Origin of the sequence: Allokutzneria multivorans (assembly GCF_039537405.1) — a bacterium.
Lineage (GTDB): Bacteria > Actinomycetota > Actinomycetes > Mycobacteriales > Pseudonocardiaceae > Allokutzneria > Allokutzneria multivorans.
In genome coordinates, this window is record NZ_BAABAL010000017.1 from 1 (window position 1) to 12,548 (window position 12,548).

Genomic DNA, 12,548 nt, shown 5'->3' on the forward strand with positions numbered 1-12,548 from the left:
CAGACCAGATCCTTCACCGCCTAGCCAGTTATCTGAACAGAATTCCTGACTCAGGACACTAGGCGGGGGCCTTGGCGACGAGCGCCTTGCCCGCCTCGACCCAGCGGGCCTCGTCGGGGGTGCCCTCGCCGACGTGGATCTCCAGCAGGTACTTCTCGGTGGCCACGTAGATGTCGCCGCCGGGGGCGCCGAGCGCGGCGGGCACGGTGACCGCGCCCAGGCCGACGTCGGTGATCAGCTTGCTGCCGGGGGTGTTCTTGTTGGCCCGCTGCACGAGTTCGGTGGGGTGCTGGCCGGTCGTGCCGTAGACGTTGATCCAGTTCTTCGGCAGCCCGGTGGCCTCGGTCGGGTAGAAGCAGCTGCGCTTCTGGCCGTCGGGGCCCATGTCCAGCTGGGTGTTCTGCCCCGGCGAGACGGGCTGGCCGACCAGCGTGCTGAACTCGGCCGTGGTGAGCAGGCACTCGTCCTCGACCACGCCGGTGATCAACGGCGCGCCGGAGGTGGTGGTCGGCACGGGGTCCAGCTCGATGTCGGAGGCCGGGGGCTTGGTGAGGGCCACGGAGGGCGCCGAGTGCTCCGGGGTCGCAGGGGGTGGGGGCGCGCCGTCAGCGCCCTTCGCGCACCCGGTCAGCAGGAACGCGGCCACTGCCAAGGCGGCGGTGACCCAGCCACGGCGGTCTGCTCGCACGAGATCCAAATTAGTGCACGGGCGCGTCAGCGGCCTCTGCGCACCAGTTCGAAGCACAGCACGGCGGCGGCGCTGGCCACGTTGAGCGACTCGACACCGCCCGCCATCGGGATGGACACCCAGCTCGTGACGTGCTCGCGGACCTCGGGGGAGACGCCGTCGGTCTCCCCGCCGAGCACGAACGCCACGCGGCCCGGGACCTTCGCCTCGAACAGCGTCGTGCGGCTCGTCCCGTCCATCCCGATCACGGTGTAGCCCGCCGAGCGCAGGTCGTGCGCGGCCTCGCCCGCGGTGGCGCAGCGCAGCATCGGCGCGTGGAAGGCCACTCCGGCGGAGGCCTTCACCACGAGCGGGTCGATGCTCGCGACCCCGCGCCTGGGCACGACGATTCCGCCGATCCCGGCGGCGGTCGCGGTGCGCAGGATCATCCCGACGTTGGCGGGCGTGGTGATCCCGTCCAGCACGAGCACGGAGGACGGCAGCTTGCGCCCGGACAGCGCGGCGTCGAGCGTGCGCATCTTCGGCGCCACCACGTCGGCGAGCACGCCCTGGTCGTGACGGCCGTTGCCTGCGAGCACCTTCACGCGGTGCGGGGTCGCGCGCTGCACCTGCACACCGCGGCGACGCGCGGCGTCGAGGATCTCGTGCGCCGCGGCGCCCCGCGCGTTGTCGGCGAGGATCACCTTGTCCACGGCGAGCTGGTCGTCAGCGAGTGCCTCCAGCACCGGCTTGCGGCCGTACACAGTGACGAATCGGTCCTTCGGTGACACCTGCTCCACGTGGTCAGCATCCCATGCCTCATAAGCGACTCGTTTCCCGCGACATCTCGAACCGGGCGCGCGCTGTGTCAGGATCGACCGCATGCCCGATCGCCTCTCCGCACTCGATGCCTCGTTCCTCTACCTGGAGGACCCGATGACGCCGATGCACCTGGGAGGCGTGTCGATCTTCCGGAAGCCGCGGAGCGGGTTCGACTACGACCGTCTGCTGGGGCTGATCGAGGAGCGGCTGCCGCTGGTGCCCCGCTACCGGCAGAAGGTCATGCAGGTCCCGGCGAGGCTCGCGCGCCCGGTGTGGGTGGACGACCCGGACTTCGACCTGACCTACCACGTGCGTCGCTCCGCGCTCCCCAAGCCGGGCAGCGAGGAACAGCTCAACGAGCTCGTGGCGCGGTTGATGTCGAGGCAGTTGGACCACACACGCCCGCTGTGGGAGGCGTACCTCGTCGAGGGCCTCGCGGGGGGCCGTGTCGCCGTGGTCACCAAGACGCACAACGCGATGGTCGACGGCATCGCGGCGCCGGACATCACTCAGGTCATCCTGGACGTCACCGCGACGCCCAGGAAGACCCCTGAAGAGCTCTGGATGCCCCATCCGCAGCCCAGCGGTGCCCAGTTGGTGTTGGAGGCGGTGGCGGAGGTCGTGCAGCGCCCAGGGGAGCTTCTGGAGAACGTGCACGCCGCTGCGCTCGACGCGGCCGCGACGGTTCGCAAGGTCACCGATGCCGTAGGCGGTCTGGCGTCCGCCGTGACGACTGCTGCGCGCCCAGCGCCTTCGGGGCCGCTGAACGTCCGGATCTCCACGCAGCGCCGTTACGCCGTCGCGCGCACGCGGCTTGAGGAGTACCGCGCGGTGCGGCGCAAGCACGGTGGCACCGTCAACGACGGAGTGCTTGCGGTCATCTCGGGGGCACTACGCAACTGGCTGCTTTCCAGGGGCGAAGCCGTCACGTCCTCCACGACGATCCGCGCGATGGTGCCGGTGTCTGTGCTCGGTACGGACACCGGCAACAGCGTCTCCTCGTACCTGGTCGATCTGCCTGTGGGGGAGCCGAACCCCGTAGTGCGCCTGCACCACGTCAGTCACGCCATGCGCGCACACTCGGAGTCAGGTCAGTCCGTGGCCGCAGAGGCGCTAGTGCGGCTCTCGGGCTTCGCGCCGCCCACGCTGCACGCGCTCGGCGCACGGGCCGCCAGCTCGTTCTCCAAGCGCATCTTCAACCTCGTCGTGACCAATGTTCCGGGGCCGCAGGTGCCGTTGTACGCGGCAGGGGCCAAGATGATGGAAATGTTCCCGGTCGTCCCGTTGGCCATGAACCAGGCGTTGTCGATCGGTGTCACCTCTTACGACGGCGGCGTATATTTCGGGCTCAACGCTGACCGCGACGCGATGTCAGATGCAGACGTGCTCGCCGGAATGGTTGAAGAGTCCTTGGAAGAACTAGTAGGAGCGGTGTCGGTGTGAGGGTCTACATCCCGGTCACGGTGCCGATGTTGCAGCGTTTCGTGAAGGACAGCGAGCTCCAGCCGCTCGGTGGCACGGCGTTCGCGCTGACCCCGATGCTGCGCGAGTCCTACGCCACGGGCGACACCGAAGAGCTGGAGTACGCGGCCATGTCCGAGGCCGCGCGCGCTTCGCTGCGGCTCATCGCCGCCGAACAGGCCGACGACGCGGACGTCCCCGTGCGCCGCGCGGTGGTGTCCGCCGACGTCGAGGACGTGAAGCTGCGCCCGGACCTGGACGACGCAGTGGTGAGGCTGTCCGGCCCCGTGCCGATGAGCGCCGTTGCCGCAGTGCACGTCGACCTGCCCGACGCGGAGAACGCCGTGCGCGCCGCGGCCGCCGTGATCGACGCGGCGGACATGGGCGATCCGGACGCGGAGTTCACGCTCGGCGACGCGGAGGACCACGAGCTGGCTTGGTACGCGGTGCAGGAGCTGCCGTTCCTGCTGGAGCTGATGTAACCGACCGTCAGTGACAGGATGGGCCGGGTAAGTCGATCCGAGAGGGAGGCGAACCCGACCCATGGACGCCGTCACGTCCGTTCCGCGCCCGGTGAACGAGCCGATCCGCTCCTACGCGCCAGGAACCGCCGAGCGCGAATCGTTGCAGCGCAGGATCTCCGAGCTCGAAGGCGACCAGCACGAGCTGACCATGACCATCGGCGGCAAGCAGCGCATGGCCGGTGGCGATCGGATCACCGTGGTGCAGCCGCACGACCACGCGCACGTGCTCGGGGTGACCGCGCAGGCCACCGCGCCCGATGTCGCCGACGCGGTCGCGGCGGCGAAGCAGGCCGCCCCGGGCTGGCGTGAGCTGCCCTTCGACCAGCGAGCCGCCGTGCTGCTGCGTGCGGCCGACCTGCTCGCCGGGCCGTGGCGGGACACGCTCAACGCGGCGACGATCCTGGGGCAGTCCAAGTCGGCGCAGCAGGCCGAGATCGATGCGGCCTGCGAGCTGATCGACTTCCTCCGGTTCAACGTGTCCTTCGCGCGGCAGCTGCTGGAGGAGCAGCCGATCTCCAGCCCCGGCGTGTGGAACCGCTTCGACCACCGCCCGCTGGACGGCTTCGTCGTGGCGATCACCCCGTTCAACTTCACCGCCATCGCGGGGAACCTGCCGCTGGCGCCCGCGCTCATGGGCAACACGGTGGTGTGGAAGCCCTCACCGACCCAGCAGCTCGCCGCGCACCTGACGATGCGCCTGCTGGAGGCCGCGGGCCTGCCGCCCGGCGTGATCAACATGGTGACCGGTGACGGCGCGGCGGTGAGCGAGGTCGCGCTGGCCGATCCCGGGTGCGCGGGCCTGCACTTCACCGGCTCCACCGCGACCTTCAAGAAGCTCTGGCGCTCGATGGCCGACAACCTGGACGTCTACCGCTCCTACCCGCGCATCGTGGGCGAGACCGGCGGCAAGGACTTCGTCGTCGCGCACCCCTCCGCCGATCCCACCGCCGTCGCGGTCGGGCTCGTGCGCGGCGCTTTCGAGTACCAGGGCCAGAAGTGCTCGGCCGCCTCGCGCGCGTACCTGCCACGTTCCTTGTGGGACAACGGACTTCGCGAGCAGCTCGCCGATCTGACCGGCAGTGTCACCTACGGCGACGTCACCGACTTCTCGTTCTTCGGGGGTGCGGTGATCGACTCGCGCGCCTTCGCGAAGAACAAGGGCGCGCAGCTCATGGCGAGCGCGTCGTCCTCGATCGAGGTGCTCGCGGGCGGCACCGCCGACGACTCGGTCGGCTATTTCGTGCAGCCCACGGTGCTCGTCGGCTCCGACCCGACGCACGAGGTGTTCACGACCGAGTTCTTCGGGCCGATCCTCGCTGTGCACGTCTACGAGGACTCGGACTTCGAGAAGGTGTTGCAGATCGTCGACACCACAACGCCTTACGCGCTCACGGGTGCGGTGTTCGCGACGGACCGCGCGGCCGTCGAGCAAGCGCAGAAGTCGCTCCGCTTCGCGGCGGGCAACTTCTACGTCAACGACAAGCCGACCGGAGCCGTCGTCGGCCAGCAGCCCTTCGGCGGCAGTCGCGCGTCGGGCACCAACGACAAGGCGGGGTCGGTCTTCAACCTGCTGCGCTGGACCAGTCCGCGCTCGGTGAAGGAGACCTTGGTTCCCCCGACTGAGCACACCTACCCGCACATGGGCTGAATCCGTTTCTGCTGTGTGGAAGCGTGTCCCGGGTGGAGGACAACACCCGGGACACGCTGGTGGAGCTTCGTTCTGCCGATGACCGCGCGCCGCACGTGGCTGCGGCGGTCCGGACCAGTCTGCGCGACTTCTTCGGGGACGCGGAGTCGGCCATCGCGCGAGATTTCGTTGTCACCGTTGAAGACGGCGACCGTCCGGAGACTCTGATGGTCTTACTCCGGAGGGGCGGCTTCGTCGCTGGCTTTGGGGTCTTCGACGCTGACAACGGGGCTGAGACCCTGGCCGCGGTCGCCGACAGGCTTCAGGACGCGATCACCGAGGAGTTCCGCGTGGCGACGCCGCGCTGCCCCGGCCACCCGCACCCGCTCAGCGTTCGAGTGATCGATGCGGAGCCGATGTGGTTGTGCCCCAAGGACAACAACCACTTCGCCTGCCGTATCGGCGAGTACGAAAAGCCCCCGCCCGCTCCGTGAGGAGCTGACGGGGGCCCTTGTTCTTGGCTAGCGCGGCGGCTGCGGGAGCTGGATGGGCGGGGCGATCTCGCTCTCGGCGGGAGCCTTGATGTCCACCGGCTCACCCCAGTTCGAGTACTTCACGCTGATGCCGTTCGCGTCTTGCTGACCGGGCATCAGCTGGCTGAAGTCGATCTGCTTCGGCAGGTCCTGGCCGTCGATCCAGAAGTCGTAGCTCATGGTCGTCATGCCGGACTTGAGCAGGATGTCCAGACCGAGCTTCTGCAACGGGTCGGTGGTCCGCTCGGCCAGCTTCCGCATGTCCACGTCGATCTTGTGCTTCGTCGCGGGCGCGCCGTCCAGGGTGCCGGGCGTGGAGTTGGCGAGCGTGCCGGCGTCGCCGAACTTCTTGATGGCGATCTGCGGGTCGGCGGAGTCGCGCATCTGCTGGACCAGGCCGCCCATCAGCTTCGACATGATGTCGGTGCCCTTGGGGTCGATCTTCAGCCACTTCTTGCCGGGCGGCACCGAGCCGTCCTTGGGGGCCTCGACGTACATGACCCCGCCGACGAGCAGCATCTTGGTGTCCTGCGCGGGCTGGCCGTCCTCGCCAGGGGTCTTCGAGGTCATCGACAGCGAGACCTCGTTGCCGTCGAAGCGGATCATCCCGTTGCCGCCGACGTCGGCCGCCTTCGGGCCGCTGCCCGCGACGGTGACCTTGGCGGTCTTCTTCGCCTTCATCGCGGTGGCGGCCTTGTCCATCAGCCCGGCGATCGGCCCGGACGGCGCACCGCCACCCCCGCTCGCGGCACTCGTCGGAGCGCCCGCCTGGCCGGAGTTCTGCGCCGGGACTGCCTCGCCCGGCTGAGCCGAGCCGCATGCGGTGAGCACGCCGACGAGCGCGAGCCCGGTCAGCGTGACGATGGTCGTGCGACGCACGGTGCTACCCCCTGGGAGCGAGTGGTGAGGTGCCGTTACGACGGCCCCTGCCGATGTCCGGTTCCGCCCTACTCGGGCGGGAGGTCCTCGACGCCCGCCCGGGAGCCGAGCAACCGGCGAAGGGACTCCAGCCGACCGGATGGTGCCACACCTTCGGCGACCACCTGGTCCAAAGCGCAATCCGGGTCCTCCGGATCTCCCCGGTGCCCGCAGTTGACCTGGCACTCCTCGGCGGCCGCGGCGAACTCCGGGAAAGCCAGCACCAGGTCGTCGGGGGTGATGTGGGCGAGGCCGAACGAGCGCACGCCCGGGGTGTCGACCACCCAGCCGTCGCCCTCCGGAAGCGGCAGGGCGAGCGCGGTGACCGACACGTGCCGTCCCTTGCCGACGCCGGACACCGCGCCGGTGCGCCGGTTCGCGTCCGGAACGAGCTTGTTGACCAGCGTCGACTTGCCCACGCCGGAGTGCCCGATGAACGCGGACACGCGCCCGGTGATCCGCTCGCGCAGCTCGGCCGGGTCCTGGTCGCGCCGCGTCACCACGACCGGCAGGTCCAGGTCGGCGTAGGCGGCCAGCAGTTCCTCGGGGTCGGCGAGGTCGGACTTCGTCAAGCACAGCAACGGGTCCAGGTGCCCCGCGTAGGCCGCTACGAGGCACCGGTCGATGAAGCCGGTGCGCGGCTCGGGGTCGGCGAGCGCGGTGACGATCACCAGTTGGTCGGCGTTGGCCACCACGAGCCGCTCGAACGGGTCGGTGTCGTCGGCGGTGCGCCGCAGGACGCTCTTGCGCTCGGTCACCCGCACGATCCGCGCCAGCGTGTCGGTCTTGCCGGAGGTGTCGCCGACCAGGTCGACCCAGTCGCCGACGACCACGGGCGTTCGGCCCATCTCGCGGGCGCGCATCGCGATCACCTCGCGGCTCGGGTCTCCGCCGAGCGCGCAGGTCCAGCGGCCCCGGTCCACGGTGAGCACCATGGCCGCCTCGGCGTCCTCGTGGCTGGGCCTCAGCTTGCTGCGCGGGCGCGTGCCCTTGCCCGGACGGACGCGGACGTCCGACTCGTCCAGGTTGCGCCAACCCCGCCGACTCACGACGCCTCCACGACCGCCCCGTCCAGCATTGTCCGCCACATCGCGGGGAAGTCCGGGATGGTCTTGTCGGTGGTGCCGATGTCGTCGACCTCCACGCCCTCGACGCGGAGCCCGACGATCGCGCCCGCGGTGGCCATGCGGTGGTCGGCGTAGGCGCCCCACACGCCGCCGTGCAGCGGACGCGGGCGGATGACCAGGCCGTCCTCGGTCTCCTCCGCGTCACCGCCGAGCCGGTTGATCTCCGCCGTCAGCGCGGCGAGCCGGTCGGTCTCGTGCCCGCGGATGTGCGCGATGCCCCGCAGCCGCGTCGTGCCCTCGGCCAGCGCGGCGACGGCCGCCACCGTGGGGCTCAGCTCGGAGGCGTGCCGCAGGTCCATGTCGATCCCGGTGAGCACGTCGGGGCCGCGCACGGTCAACCCGCGCTCGTCGAGCGTCACCTCGCAGCCCATGAGCTGCAGGATCTCGCGGATCGCGTCGCCGGGCTGGGTGGTGCGCGTCGGCCAGCCGGGCACGGTGACCTGGCCGCCGGTGACCGCCGCCGCCGCGAGGAACGGCGTTGCGTTGGACAGGTCGGGCTCGATGTCCCAGTCCCGCGCGCTGATCACACCGGGCCGCACCCGCCAGGTGTTCGGCTCGTCGTCCTCGACCTCGACACCGTGCGCGCGCAGCATCTCCACGGTCATCTCGATGTGCGGCAGCGACGGCACGGGCTTGCCGTCGTGCAGGACGGTGATGCCGTTGTCGTAGCGCGCGCCGGAGAGCAGCAGGCCGGAGACGAACTGCGAGGAGTTCGACGCGTCGATCACCACCTGACCGCCGGTGAGGTGACCGGTTCCGTGCACGGTGAAGGGCAGGGCGTCGCCGTCGATGTCCGCGCCGAGCGCGCGCAGCGCTCCGAGGATCGTGCCCATCGGGCGCAGCCGGGCCTGCGGGTCGCCGTCGAAGCGCACAGTGCCCTTGGCCAGCACCGCGGCGGGCGGCACGAAGCGCATGACGGTGCCCGCGAGGCCGCATTCCAGCTCGGCGGGGCCGGTCAGCGGCGCGGGGGTGACCTGCCACGAGCCGTCCGGCCCGTCCTCCACACCGACGCCCAGCGCGCGCAGCGTGCCGACCATCAGCGCGCTGTCCCGGCTGCGCAGCGGGGCGCGCAGCACCGACGGACCGTCCGCCAGCGCCGCGAGCACGAGCGCGCGGTTGGTGATCGACTTGGAGCCGGGCAGCGGTACTTCCGCGTGCACGGGGGAGTCGGTGCGGGGGGCCAGCCAGTGCGAGGTCATGTGTCGATGATCCCCCAACCGGCCCCGGGCCCCTCGCCCGGACCGGCCTGACATGCCACGATGGTCACGTGTGCGGCAGATTCGCCACCACCCGGGACCCGGATTCGCTTGCCGCCGAGTTCGACGCGGTGGATGGCACCGAAGGTCTCGCGGGCGGCGCTGACTACAACGTGGCCCCGACCAAGCACGTCCCGGCGGTCGTGGCGCGGCACCCGCGCGACGCCGAGGGCGAGCCCGACCCCGACTCCGTGGTCCGCAGCGTCCGGATGATGCGCTGGGGCCTGGTGCCGATGTGGGCGAAGGACCCCTCCGTGGGCTCGCGCATGATCAACGCGCGCGTCGAGTCCGCGGCGGAGAAACCCGCGTTCCGCAAGGCTTTCGCCCGCCGCCGTTGCCTGATCCCCGCCGACGGGTGGTACGAGTGGCAGGTTGACGGCAGCGGCCGCAAGCAGCCCTTCTTCATGACCCCGGAGGACGGCTCCGTGCTGGCCTTCGCCGGGCTCTGGGAGACCTGGCGGCCCAAGGAGGCGGCTGCCGACGAGCCGCCGATGGTGACCTTCGCCGTGCTGACGACGGACTCCTTCGGCCAGCTCGCCGACGTGCACCACCGGATGCCGCTCATGCTCGCCCGGCACGCGTGGGCGGCCTGGCTCGACCCCGACTCCGCCGACCCCTCTGCCCTTCTCGCCCAGCCCGACGAGGCGCTGATCGCGAGGCTTGAGCTGCGCCCGGTGGCGACGAAGGTCAACAGCGTCCGCAACAACGGCCCGGAGCTGCTGGACCGCTTCGTCCAGGAGGAAACGGCCGAACAACCCCTCTTCGAGCTGCCATGACCACCGTGGAGATCGACACGCCGTTCGGCCCGGCGCGGGCGGAGCTGCACTGCGCCCCCGGGGCTCGCGCGGCGCTGCTGCTCGGACACGGCGCCGGTGGGGGCATCAGTGCTCCTGACCTGGTCGCGGTGACGCGCGCGGCGACCGAGGCGGGCCTGGACGTCGCCTTGATCGAGCAGCCGTACCGCGTGGCCGGACGTCGCGCTCCGGCCCCGGCGAAGCAGCTCGACGCGGCCTGGCTCGCGGTGGCCGAGCACCTGGGTTCCTCGTGGTGCGAAGACCTTCCCCTGGTCTTCGGCGGCCGTTCCTCAGGCGCGCGCGTCGCCTGCCGAACCGCCGCTGAGGGGCAGGCGGTCGCGGTGCTGTGCCTGGCGTTCCCCGTGCACCCGCCCGGCAAGCCGGAGAAGTCGCGGATGGCCGAGCTGGCCGAGGTCGACTCCCCGGTGCTCGTCGTCCAGGGCGAGCGCGACCCCTTCGGCATGCCACCCTCCGCCCACCACCGCGAAGTCGTCGTGGTGCCCGGCGACCACTCCCTCAAGGCAGACGTTCCCCTCGTCGCCCGCACCGCGGGCGAATGGCTCGCCCGCGTGCTCCGCCCGCTCGACTAAGAGATGCGGGCCACCACAGCGCCGGTGAGGCGGACCAGGTCGGCGGGGGCCAGCTCGACTTCCAGACCGCGTCGGCCCGCGCTGCAGAAGACCGTGTCGAAGGTCTCGGCGGAGGCGTCCACGACCAGCGGCAGGCGCTTCTTCTGGCCAAGCGGGGAGATCCCGCCCGCCACGTAGCCGGTCGCCCGCTCCGCGTCCGGAACGGCCGCCATCTTGGCCTTCTTGCCGCCCACGGCCGCCGCCAGCGCCTTCAGGTCGAGCTGCGCGGTCACCGGGACCACGCCGACGGTGAGCTTGCCGTCGACCTCGGCCACCAGGGTCTTGAACACCCGACCCGGCGCCAGCCCCAGCGCCTCGGCGGCTTCGAGACCGTAGGAGGCGTGCCTCGGGTCGTGCTCGTAGGAGTGCAGCTCGTGCCGCACCTTCTGCTTGTCCAGCAACGCCGTCGCCGGAGTCCCGCGTCCCGCCATGATCGAACCTTAGGGCCTGCTCCGCAGGCCCGTGTTCGCGATAGCCGGGCCTCGATCCCGCCTCTCATGAACAGGCCCTGGAACGGGGAATGCGCGGGCCCTCCACCGCGTTCCCACCCACGTGGGAACCGAGCTGATGAGCGATCCAGGCAAGCGCTGCCCGGCGCGGCCGCCGAGGGACGCGCGGACCGGCCGCAACGCCGCCCGCCGCGTATCCTCGGGTCCGACGCACGCTTCACCGGCGGTGGGACAGCTCCCGCCGGAGTGGTTGGAAGGGAGCCAGGTGCCCGACACCTCGCCCGAGGTCGGACAGGTCGCTGAGGAGTCCGCCGAGCAGCGCGCGGCGCGCTTCGAGCGGGACGCGATGCCGCTGCTGGACCAGCTGTACTCGGCCGCGCTGCGGATGACCCGCAACCCGGCCGATGCCGAGGACCTGGTGCAGGAGACCTACCTCAAGGCTTACGGCGCGTTCGCGTCGTTCAGGGACGGCACCAACCTCAAGGCGTGGCTCTACCGCATCCTGACCAACACCTACATCAACGGCTACCGGCGCAAGCAGCGCCAGCCGGTGCAGCAGCCGACCGAGGAGATCCAGGACTGGCAGCTCGCCCAGGCCGAGAGCCACACCTCCTCGGGTCTGCGCTCCGCCGAGGTCGAGGCGCTGGACCGGCTGCCGGACAGCGACGTCAAGGACGCCCTTCAGCGACTTCCGGAGGAGTTCCGGATCGCGGTGTACCTCGCCGACGTCGAGGGATTCGCTTACAAGGAGATCGCGGACATCATGGGTACGCCGATCGGGACCGTGATGTCCCGGTTGCACCGCGGCCGGCGCCAACTGCGCGAGATGCTCACCGGTGTGGCCGAGGAGCGTGGTCTGCTGCGCGGTCGCCAGCGCGAGGTGACCGGGTCATGAAGAACTGCGGCGACCACGAGACCGACTGCTCCGAGGTGCTGGCCGAGGTCTGGCTCTACCTGGACCAGGAGTGCGACAAGACCCGCCGGGAGCTGCTGCACCGGCACCTCAACGAGTGCAACCCGTGCCTGGAGAGCTACGGCATCGAGGAGCACATCAAGGCGCTGCTGGCCCGCAAGTGCGGTGGCGAGCACGCCCCGGACACGCTCAAGGACCGCCTGCGCGCGTGCATACGGGAGCAGGCCGAGGTGATCGTCCAGCACGGCGCCGAGGGCACCACGGTGGAGATCCGGCACAAGAAGGTGGAAATCACAGAAGCCGAGCAGTAGCCCAAGCTCAGCAGGACGCGAAAAGGCCCCGCGACCGTGTGGTCGGCGGGGCCTTCGCATGCCTGGTGTCAGGCGTTGGGGCGCTTCCCGTGGTTCGCGCCACCCTTCTTACGGTCGCGCTTCTTGCGTCCGCGCTTCGACATTGCGTCACCTCGTTTTGCTGATGAACGGCCGCAACCGGCGGCCGTAGTCCTACGCCGCCAAGTTTGACACGTCTGAAACCGCGCCCCCCGCCTGGCCTCGTTCGTGATTGGATTGCGCCGGTTCATCAGCGTCAAGGAGGACATGAGATGGCCGAGGAGATCCACGCCGAGATGGTGGCCAACGTCTGGAAGGTGGTCGTCAAGGACGGCGACACCGTGGAGGACGGCGACACCTTGGTGATCTTGGAGTCCATGAAGATGGAGATCCCGGTCGTGGCGGAGGCCGACGGCGTGGTGACCGTCAAGGTGGCCGAGGGCGACGTCGTCCAGGAAGGCGACCTGGTCGCCGTCATCGACTAGTCCGCGTTCGGCAC

Annotated in this window: 16 protein-coding genes; 9 read left to right on the plus strand and 7 right to left on the minus strand. The window is 70.5% G+C overall.

All coding sequences use genetic code 11. The features are described 5' to 3' along the window. Positions 1-58: 58 nt before the first annotated feature. Together ABD798_RS21100 and ABD798_RS21105 are read right to left on the minus strand one after the other, a co-directional pair. A complete protein-coding gene (locus ABD798_RS21100) occupies positions 59-688 on the minus strand; it encodes a hypothetical protein (protein WP_344877423.1) in 630 nt (209 codons plus the stop codon). Positions 689-714: 26 nt separating this feature from the next. Continuing rightward, the gene (locus tag ABD798_RS21105) at positions 715-1,467 is read right to left on the minus strand and encodes a TrmH family RNA methyltransferase (RefSeq protein ID WP_344877425.1); all 753 of its coding nucleotides are present in this window, start codon (positions 1,465-1,467) and stop codon (positions 715-717) included. Positions 1,468-1,549: 82 nt separating this feature from the next. Here ABD798_RS21105 and ABD798_RS21110 point away from each other — a divergent pair, with 82 nt between their 5' ends. From ABD798_RS21110 to ABD798_RS21125, 4 genes are all read left to right on the plus strand, one after another. After that, complete coding sequence (locus ABD798_RS21110) at positions 1,550-2,932, plus strand: WS/DGAT/MGAT family O-acyltransferase (RefSeq protein WP_344877427.1); 1,383 nt, start codon at positions 1,550-1,552, stop codon at positions 2,930-2,932. Next, positions 2,929-3,432 carry a DUF6912 family protein gene (locus tag ABD798_RS21115; protein WP_344877429.1) on the plus strand — a complete coding sequence of 168 codons (504 nt, stop codon included), beginning with the start codon at positions 2,929-2,931 and terminating at the stop codon, positions 3,430-3,432. Before ABD798_RS21110 ends, ABD798_RS21115 begins: the two co-directional genes overlap by 4 nt. A 61-nt stretch (positions 3,433-3,493) precedes the next feature. Next, positions 3,494-5,122, plus strand: a complete 1,629-nt coding sequence (gene pruA / locus ABD798_RS21120; protein ID WP_344877431.1) for an L-glutamate gamma-semialdehyde dehydrogenase — start codon at positions 3,494-3,496, stop codon at positions 5,120-5,122. Between the two features lie 32 nt (positions 5,123-5,154). After that, the gene (locus tag ABD798_RS21125; RefSeq protein ID WP_344877433.1) at positions 5,155-5,595 is read left to right on the plus strand and encodes a hypothetical protein; all 441 of its coding nucleotides are present in this window, start codon (positions 5,155-5,157) and stop codon (positions 5,593-5,595) included. 27 nt (positions 5,596-5,622) lie between these two features. On the opposite strand, the gene ABD798_RS21130 is transcribed toward ABD798_RS21125, so the two are convergent. The 3 genes from ABD798_RS21130 to aroA all read right to left on the minus strand — a co-directional run bounded on the left by ABD798_RS21130 (position 5,623) and on the right by aroA (position 8,878). Further along, entirely contained in the window at positions 5,623-6,513 is an 891-nt protein-coding gene (locus tag ABD798_RS21130) for an SCO4651 family lipoprotein (protein ID WP_344877435.1), read from the minus strand. Positions 6,514-6,581: 68 nt separating this feature from the next. Then, on the minus strand, positions 6,582-7,601 hold the full coding sequence (rsgA, locus tag ABD798_RS21135; RefSeq protein WP_344877437.1) for a ribosome small subunit-dependent GTPase A: 1,020 nt from the start codon (positions 7,599-7,601) through the stop codon (positions 6,582-6,584). After that, complete coding sequence (aroA, locus tag ABD798_RS21140; protein ID WP_344877439.1) at positions 7,598-8,878, minus strand: 3-phosphoshikimate 1-carboxyvinyltransferase; 1,281 nt, start codon at positions 8,876-8,878, stop codon at positions 7,598-7,600. The genes rsgA and aroA overlap by 4 nt, the downstream gene beginning before the upstream one ends. Positions 8,879-8,946: 68 nt before the next feature. On the opposite strand from aroA, the gene ABD798_RS21145 reads away from it, so the two are divergent. Further along, positions 8,947-9,711 (plus strand): SOS response-associated peptidase, encoded by a 765-nt coding sequence (locus tag ABD798_RS21145; protein ID WP_344877441.1) that lies wholly within the window; start codon positions 8,947-8,949, stop codon positions 9,709-9,711. Then, positions 9,708-10,319, plus strand: coding sequence for an alpha/beta hydrolase family protein (locus ABD798_RS21150; protein ID WP_344877443.1), 612 nt, complete (start codon positions 9,708-9,710; stop codon positions 10,317-10,319). The genes ABD798_RS21145 and ABD798_RS21150 overlap by 4 nt, the downstream gene beginning before the upstream one ends. Here ABD798_RS21150 and ybaK read toward each other — a convergent pair. Then, entirely contained in the window at positions 10,316-10,789 is a 474-nt protein-coding gene (gene ybaK, locus ABD798_RS21155; RefSeq protein ID WP_344877445.1) for a Cys-tRNA(Pro) deacylase, read from the minus strand. The genes ABD798_RS21150 and ybaK overlap by 4 nt on opposite strands. Positions 10,790-10,925: 136 nt before the next feature. On the opposite strand from ybaK, the gene ABD798_RS21160 reads away from it, so the two are divergent. Together ABD798_RS21160 and rsrA are read left to right on the plus strand one after the other, a co-directional pair. Continuing rightward, complete coding sequence (locus ABD798_RS21160) at positions 10,926-11,702, plus strand: sigma-70 family RNA polymerase sigma factor (RefSeq protein WP_344877447.1); 777 nt, start codon at positions 10,926-10,928, stop codon at positions 11,700-11,702. After that, complete coding sequence (gene rsrA / locus ABD798_RS21165) at positions 11,699-12,031, plus strand: mycothiol system anti-sigma-R factor (RefSeq protein WP_344877449.1); 333 nt, start codon at positions 11,699-11,701, stop codon at positions 12,029-12,031. The genes ABD798_RS21160 and rsrA overlap by 4 nt, the downstream gene beginning before the upstream one ends. A gap of 68 nt (positions 12,032-12,099) precedes the next feature. Here the strand turns inward: rsrA and ABD798_RS37235 are convergent, their stop codons facing one another. Continuing rightward, positions 12,100-12,174 (minus strand): 50S ribosomal protein bL37, encoded by a 75-nt coding sequence (locus ABD798_RS37235; protein WP_143261917.1) that lies wholly within the window; start codon positions 12,172-12,174, stop codon positions 12,100-12,102. 147 nt (positions 12,175-12,321) lie between these two features. Here ABD798_RS37235 and ABD798_RS21170 point away from each other — a divergent pair, with 147 nt between their 5' ends. Further along, positions 12,322-12,534 (plus strand): biotin/lipoyl-binding carrier protein, encoded by a 213-nt coding sequence (locus tag ABD798_RS21170; protein ID WP_344877451.1) that lies wholly within the window; start codon positions 12,322-12,324, stop codon positions 12,532-12,534. Positions 12,535-12,548 lie beyond the last annotated feature (14 nt).

Excerpts from the sequence above, each read along its gene's own strand:
- ABD798_RS21110 (WP_344877427.1), top strand. The coding sequence starts at position 1,550 with ATGCCCGATCGCCTCTCCGCACTCGATGCCTCGTTCCTCTACCTGGAG.
- pruA (WP_344877431.1), top strand. The coding sequence starts at position 3,494 with ATGGACGCCGTCACGTCCGTTCCGCGCCCGGTGAACGAGCCGATCCGC.
- aroA (WP_344877439.1), bottom strand. The coding sequence starts at position 8,878 with ATGACCTCGCACTGGCTGGCCCCCCGCACCGACTCCCCCGTGCACGCG.
- ABD798_RS21150 (WP_344877443.1), top strand. The coding sequence starts at position 9,708 with ATGACCACCGTGGAGATCGACACGCCGTTCGGCCCGGCGCGGGCGGAG.
- ybaK (WP_344877445.1), bottom strand. The coding sequence starts at position 10,789 with ATGGCGGGACGCGGGACTCCGGCGACGGCGTTGCTGGACAAGCAGAAG.
- ABD798_RS21160 (WP_344877447.1), top strand. The coding sequence starts at position 10,926 with ATGAGCGATCCAGGCAAGCGCTGCCCGGCGCGGCCGCCGAGGGACGCG.
- rsrA (WP_344877449.1), top strand. The coding sequence starts at position 11,699 with ATGAAGAACTGCGGCGACCACGAGACCGACTGCTCCGAGGTGCTGGCC.
- ABD798_RS21170 (WP_344877451.1), top strand. The coding sequence starts at position 12,322 with ATGGCCGAGGAGATCCACGCCGAGATGGTGGCCAACGTCTGGAAGGTG.